We start from the raw sequence: 4,730 nt of genomic DNA, 5'->3' as shown, positions 1-4,730 counted from the left end.
CAAGGTCAACATCATGGACACCAAGGTCAACAGCACCAACAGCACCAACAGCACCAACAATATCAGCAATATCAGCAACAACAACAATCTTCTCCTTGGACAGGTGGAATTGGAGCAGGAGGAGCGGGGGCAGCAGCAGGAGCGGCTAGCATTAGTGGAGCTGCAGGACATGCGGGACACGTGGGTCATTAATGATTGCCAGAAAAAAAGACATAATAAAAAACTGCTAGGAAATCCTAGCAGTTTTTTTCAGCTTCTTGACGCTGACGTTCAATTTCAGCACGAAGTTGTGGTTCTGGTGCTTGCCAGCCTTCAGGTTTTAGAATTTTACCGTCACCTTCGCGGAATCGAGGTTTCCCGTCAGGGAATAGTTTTGCCATGTTTGCGTTATTTACAATTTCGAATCCTTTATCAGGACGTACGCCCATTTCGGCAAACGTGCCGAATGCAAAGTAAATAAGGTCAATCAGTGCATCATATTGATCTTCAACAGTCGTTGCTTCTAGAAATTCTTCTAGCTCTTCTTGCATAAAACTCGCACGGATTTTTGCACGTTCTTCTGTTAATTTTGTTGGAGTATTTGTCACAGGATGTCCGAATACTTCATGCATTTTCGCAACAAGTTCGTATCCTTTATCTAAACCTTTTTCGTTTGTCATGTTGTTTCATCCTTTCTTACGTTATGCCGAAGTTTATTGTAACATAAGGTGATTATGAAATGAAAAGAACATCTTATCGAAATAAGATGTTCGCTCGTTATTCTTCTTTTTTTATTAAAAGCGATGAAATAAGATCGATGCCAAAAATACCGACGAGTAACATTGGTATAACGACAAGTAAGTAACGTGTGAAGGAAACATTTTTTAAGTATGTATGAGCAAATAAAAAGACGCCGAGAAATAAAATACCATTTAAAATAGGCTTTACTAATTTTTTAGACATAAGCTCCCCCATAAATATCTTCTCTCTCTATTTGATAATAAAAAACTCCTCTCTCCGTTGTATCATGCTGGAGAGAGGAGTTCAATCATTTCTCATTCAATAACACCAGAATTTGTAATATTTACGGTGTATTTTATATGAACCGGAACATCTTTATACATTTGTCTCCATTCTTCTAATTTGAATGGGCGATAATGTTGTTTATACTTTGCACCTAGCCCGAGAGGATCGACGCCTAAAGATTTAAATTGCTTAATTAACTTAGCAGCTTGTTTATCTAATTGTTTTTGGACATCTTTTTCAATGTTTTTTGTGTTCTTGTTATTTTCTAAGTTAATTTGTTTTGATAGTTCTTGAATACGTGCATCAAGACGAACGTGAATGAAAAAAGAAGGCTTTCCGTTTTTAATTTTTATATCGTAAGTTGGAACAGAACGAATATTATTAATCATTACGTACGCAGAATCTGTTTTAAATTCATGTGAATCTAATTTATGTTTCTCTAATAGTCCTTTAAATATGAACATATCTTTTTCCGCAATTTTACCGATATATTTATCTTTTTTAAAAAGGCCAATTCCGGTAATTTTTATTTTATCACCATGCTTCTTTAGAATGGGAATATAGTAGTCTTTTCCTTCTTGATAATAGCGAAATGCTCCTATATGTAGATTATCCGCTGGTAAAGGTCCGGTCTCCATGTTATGTTCTAGCAATTTTTTTATATAAATTGCAACGTTGTATGAAGTCGAATATTTGCCCTTTAAAAGTTCAGTACCATTCCCATCTAATAAAGCAGCATATAAAGCGTTCCCTATATTCACATCTCGAAGTAATGTATCGAATGAAGTAGACATTCCTGTTTTGGCAAGCCTTATTGTATATAGAGCGACACGCATTTGTCCGCTAGCAAATGGTTGAGAAGACTCTAAAGATGTGTCTGCTTTTACTTGTTTTACTGCATTTGCACTGCCTTCAAAAACTTGAACTTTATTTCCTTTTTTCTGAATGGGACAAACGAATGTCACTTTTACTTTATTATCTTTTGCGACATCAAAAACGCTTCCTTGAATAAGTTGTACATCATCGATAATATTTTTTTGTAAACATCCAATTAGACTGAAGAATGTTATACAAGAAATAAGTATTAATTTGCTTGTGCTTTTGATTTTTTCCATTTTCTTTTCACCCACACAATAATAAATAGGATTGGGATGTATACATAAATGAGCCAAAAACTAACTTTTGATACATTACTAATAAAGTTATTAATATCGTGTCTGTTGGTTAAAAGTTGCGAAACAATGAGAGTGATAAAGATAAAAGCAATTAAAATGCCCCTTTGTTTTACACGGAATATTTCATGTGTTCCTCTCATTGACGCCCATAAAGGGAGGATGAAACTTGAAATAATAACGAGTGCATAGCCTGAAATTGCAATATATTCGAGTCTTTCTATAAATGGTAATTGAATGACTTGGGTCATAGAAAGTTGGGCCCATATCGTTTTTAACAATTGTTTTTCACTAAAAAATGCAAAGGCTAAAAGGGTGCTAAATAAATATAGAAGATTTGAAAATAGTGCTCCAAACTGAGCGTATTTATGAGATTGCATAGGCTTTTTCACAAATGGATACACCATGAGGTAAATTTCAAAACCGGTCATACTGTAGATTGACAGTTGAGCGGATTTTAAAATGTCTGAAAAAGAATGTGTGAATATAGGTAGTAAATTATCCCAATGTGAATATTTCAAAACGAATAAGCTTAGAAATAAGTATCCTAATGTACCACCAACAGAGATGACGCAAATACCGGTAATTACACGAAATCCAGAAGAGATAATGTAATAGCTAACTAAGCATAAAAAGAGTGTTAACATAAAGGTGGAAGCGGTAGGAAACATCCATACTTGAATAATTTCAACATATGTTCGGATGACCGAAATACTAACGATTAAAAAATAAGCCATAAAGATGATGCTAATGCCATTTCCTAGCCATTTTCCAAATGTTTGCCGATGTAAATCAACTAAATTCCCATTTGTTTCTTTTAATAAGACATACATCATCCATATAAGAATATGGATGAAAATTCCTGTGATTATAACTCCCATCCATCCGTCGTATCCAGCGGCCTTTGCGATGATTCGAGCGAATCCGAGAACTCCAGCACCAAACTGTGCACCGTGAATTAAGAAGAAAACAAAGATAGGAGATATTTGATATTTTTCTTGAACTTTACTCATCAATGCACCTCATTTCTCAATCATCAAAATCTGATCTATGTTTTGTTGAAATTCCTTTCGCTGCTTTTTTTACATGTTGTGGTCTTGCTTGCACATCTCTCGTATCAATCATTGTTAATGGAAAACGAATCCAAGAATCTTTAACTGATTGTTGCCTTGTCGGATAAAACAAAGCGTACGGCTTACGTAAGGAAGTAAGTCTAAAGAGATGAGTAAATAAAAAGATAAATCCAAGAGAAATTCCGAGCAATCCGCCTATTTCTGCAAACATAAGAAAAGGAAAGCGTAGTAATCGAACAGCGTTTCCCATTTTATAAATAGGTGTAATAAAGGAAGCGAGTGCTGATAGTGCAACGATAATTAATAAAATGTTACTCGTTAAACCTGCTTGTACAGATGCTTGTCCGATTACGATACCCCCTACAATACCGAGCGTTTGACCAACTTTCATCGGTAACCTCGCGCCAGCTTCTCTCAGTAAGTCGATTGCAAGTTCTAAAAAGAGCGCTTCAATTAAAGGTGGGAATGGTACTTGTGCCCTTGATAAAATTAAAGTTTCAAGTAAATCACTTGGAATAAGTTCATAATGATAATTTAAAACTGCAACGTATAACGGTGTAGCGCAAATTGAAAATAGAACGGCAATTAATCTTAAAATCCTTGAAAATGTAGCGTACATCCAGGAGACGTTATAGTCTTCTGGTGAAATGAAAAAATCGAAATAGGATACAGGTGTTAGTAAAACACTTGGAGAACCATCAACGAAAATAGCGATTTTTCCATCAATTAGTGCTTTTGTAACTCTATCAGTGCGTTCTGTATTGATATAGAGAGGGAAAATCGATTTTTCACCCATCAATTCTTGTATATAAGCACTATCATTAATTTGATCATATTCAAGAGCGCGTAATGATTCCTCGAGAAAATCTACATTATCTTTTTCAGCGAGGTTGTCTAAATACATCATGACAACTTTTGTTTTGGAAAACTCGCCAATAATCATTTCTTTTGTTTGTAAATCTAAAACAGGAAGACGCTTTCGAACTAAATTAATGTTTGTATCAATATCCTCTACAAAACCTTCTTGCGGACCAATAACAGTTGATTCGTTTAAAGGAGGGGTTGGTGCACGATAATTATCAATTGCAATGTTTGCAAGCATACATTTTTGATCTTGCTGATTCAATTGAATAATCGCATGCCCCTTTAAAACCATATCCTCAATTTTTTGTAAGTCGTTCGTAATTGTAATGCCGCTCATTGGAATATGTTCTTTCAGCTCTTCTAGTGAATCATTAGGTCGTTCCAAAAGAGTAGGCATTAAATATTTTTGTAATTTCTCTCCATCAAGCGAAGGACGATAGTAAGAAATCCAATAAGGCATCGTTTCATCGTCGGATGTATGATAATTCACAAAATCACTAGACCTTTTCAGCTTCTCTATTAAATTTTGTAAAGAATGGATACGGTCTTTTTCTGGTTTCGTAAAATCATAAATACTATTACCTTTAGAGTTTTGCTGCTGCTGTCCTTGAGAAGA

Annotated in this window: 5 protein-coding genes and 1 pseudogene; 1 reads left to right on the top strand and 5 read right to left on the bottom strand. The window is 34.9% G+C overall.

Annotated elements, in window-relative coordinates; genetic code table 11:
* Window positions 1–192: pseudogene (locus MR107_RS29255) on the top strand (hypothetical protein); the annotation flags it as partial.
* A 44-nt stretch (window positions 193–236) separates the two neighbouring features.
* On the opposite strand, the gene MR107_RS29250 reads toward MR107_RS29255, so the two are convergent.
* From MR107_RS29250 to MR107_RS29230, 5 genes are all read right to left on the bottom strand, one after another.
* Window positions 237–659: a pyrophosphohydrolase domain-containing protein gene (locus tag MR107_RS29250; RefSeq protein WP_000180554.1), complete on the bottom strand. Its 423-nt coding sequence runs from the start codon at window positions 657–659 to the stop codon at window positions 237–239.
* A gap of 97 nt (window positions 660–756) precedes the next feature.
* On the bottom strand, window positions 757–942 hold the full coding sequence (locus tag MR107_RS29245; RefSeq protein WP_000038781.1) for a hypothetical protein: 186 nt from the start codon (window positions 940–942) through the stop codon (window positions 757–759).
* 92 nt (window positions 943–1,034) lie between these two features.
* On the bottom strand, window positions 1,035–2,120 hold the full coding sequence (gerHC, locus tag MR107_RS29240) for a spore germination protein GerHC (protein ID WP_000411387.1): 1,086 nt from the start codon (window positions 2,118–2,120) through the stop codon (window positions 1,035–1,037).
* Window positions 2,090–3,190 carry a spore germination protein gene (locus MR107_RS29235; protein WP_000049053.1) on the bottom strand — a complete coding sequence of 367 codons (1,101 nt, stop codon included), beginning with the start codon at window positions 3,188–3,190 and terminating at the stop codon, window positions 2,090–2,092. Before MR107_RS29235 ends, gerHC begins: the two co-directional genes overlap by 31 nt.
* A 16-nt stretch (window positions 3,191–3,206) precedes the next feature.
* Window positions 3,207–4,730 (bottom strand): spore germination protein (locus MR107_RS29230; protein ID WP_242293091.1); only part of this gene is annotated, 1,524 nt, incomplete at its 5' end.

It is taken from the genome of Bacillus cereus group sp. BfR-BA-01441, assembly GCF_022663075.1.
GTDB lineage: Bacteria > Bacillota > Bacilli > Bacillales > Bacillaceae_G > Bacillus_A > Bacillus_A cereus.
The sequence above is the reverse complement of the archived record's forward strand: the minus strand, read 5'-3'. Positions and strand labels throughout refer to the sequence as shown.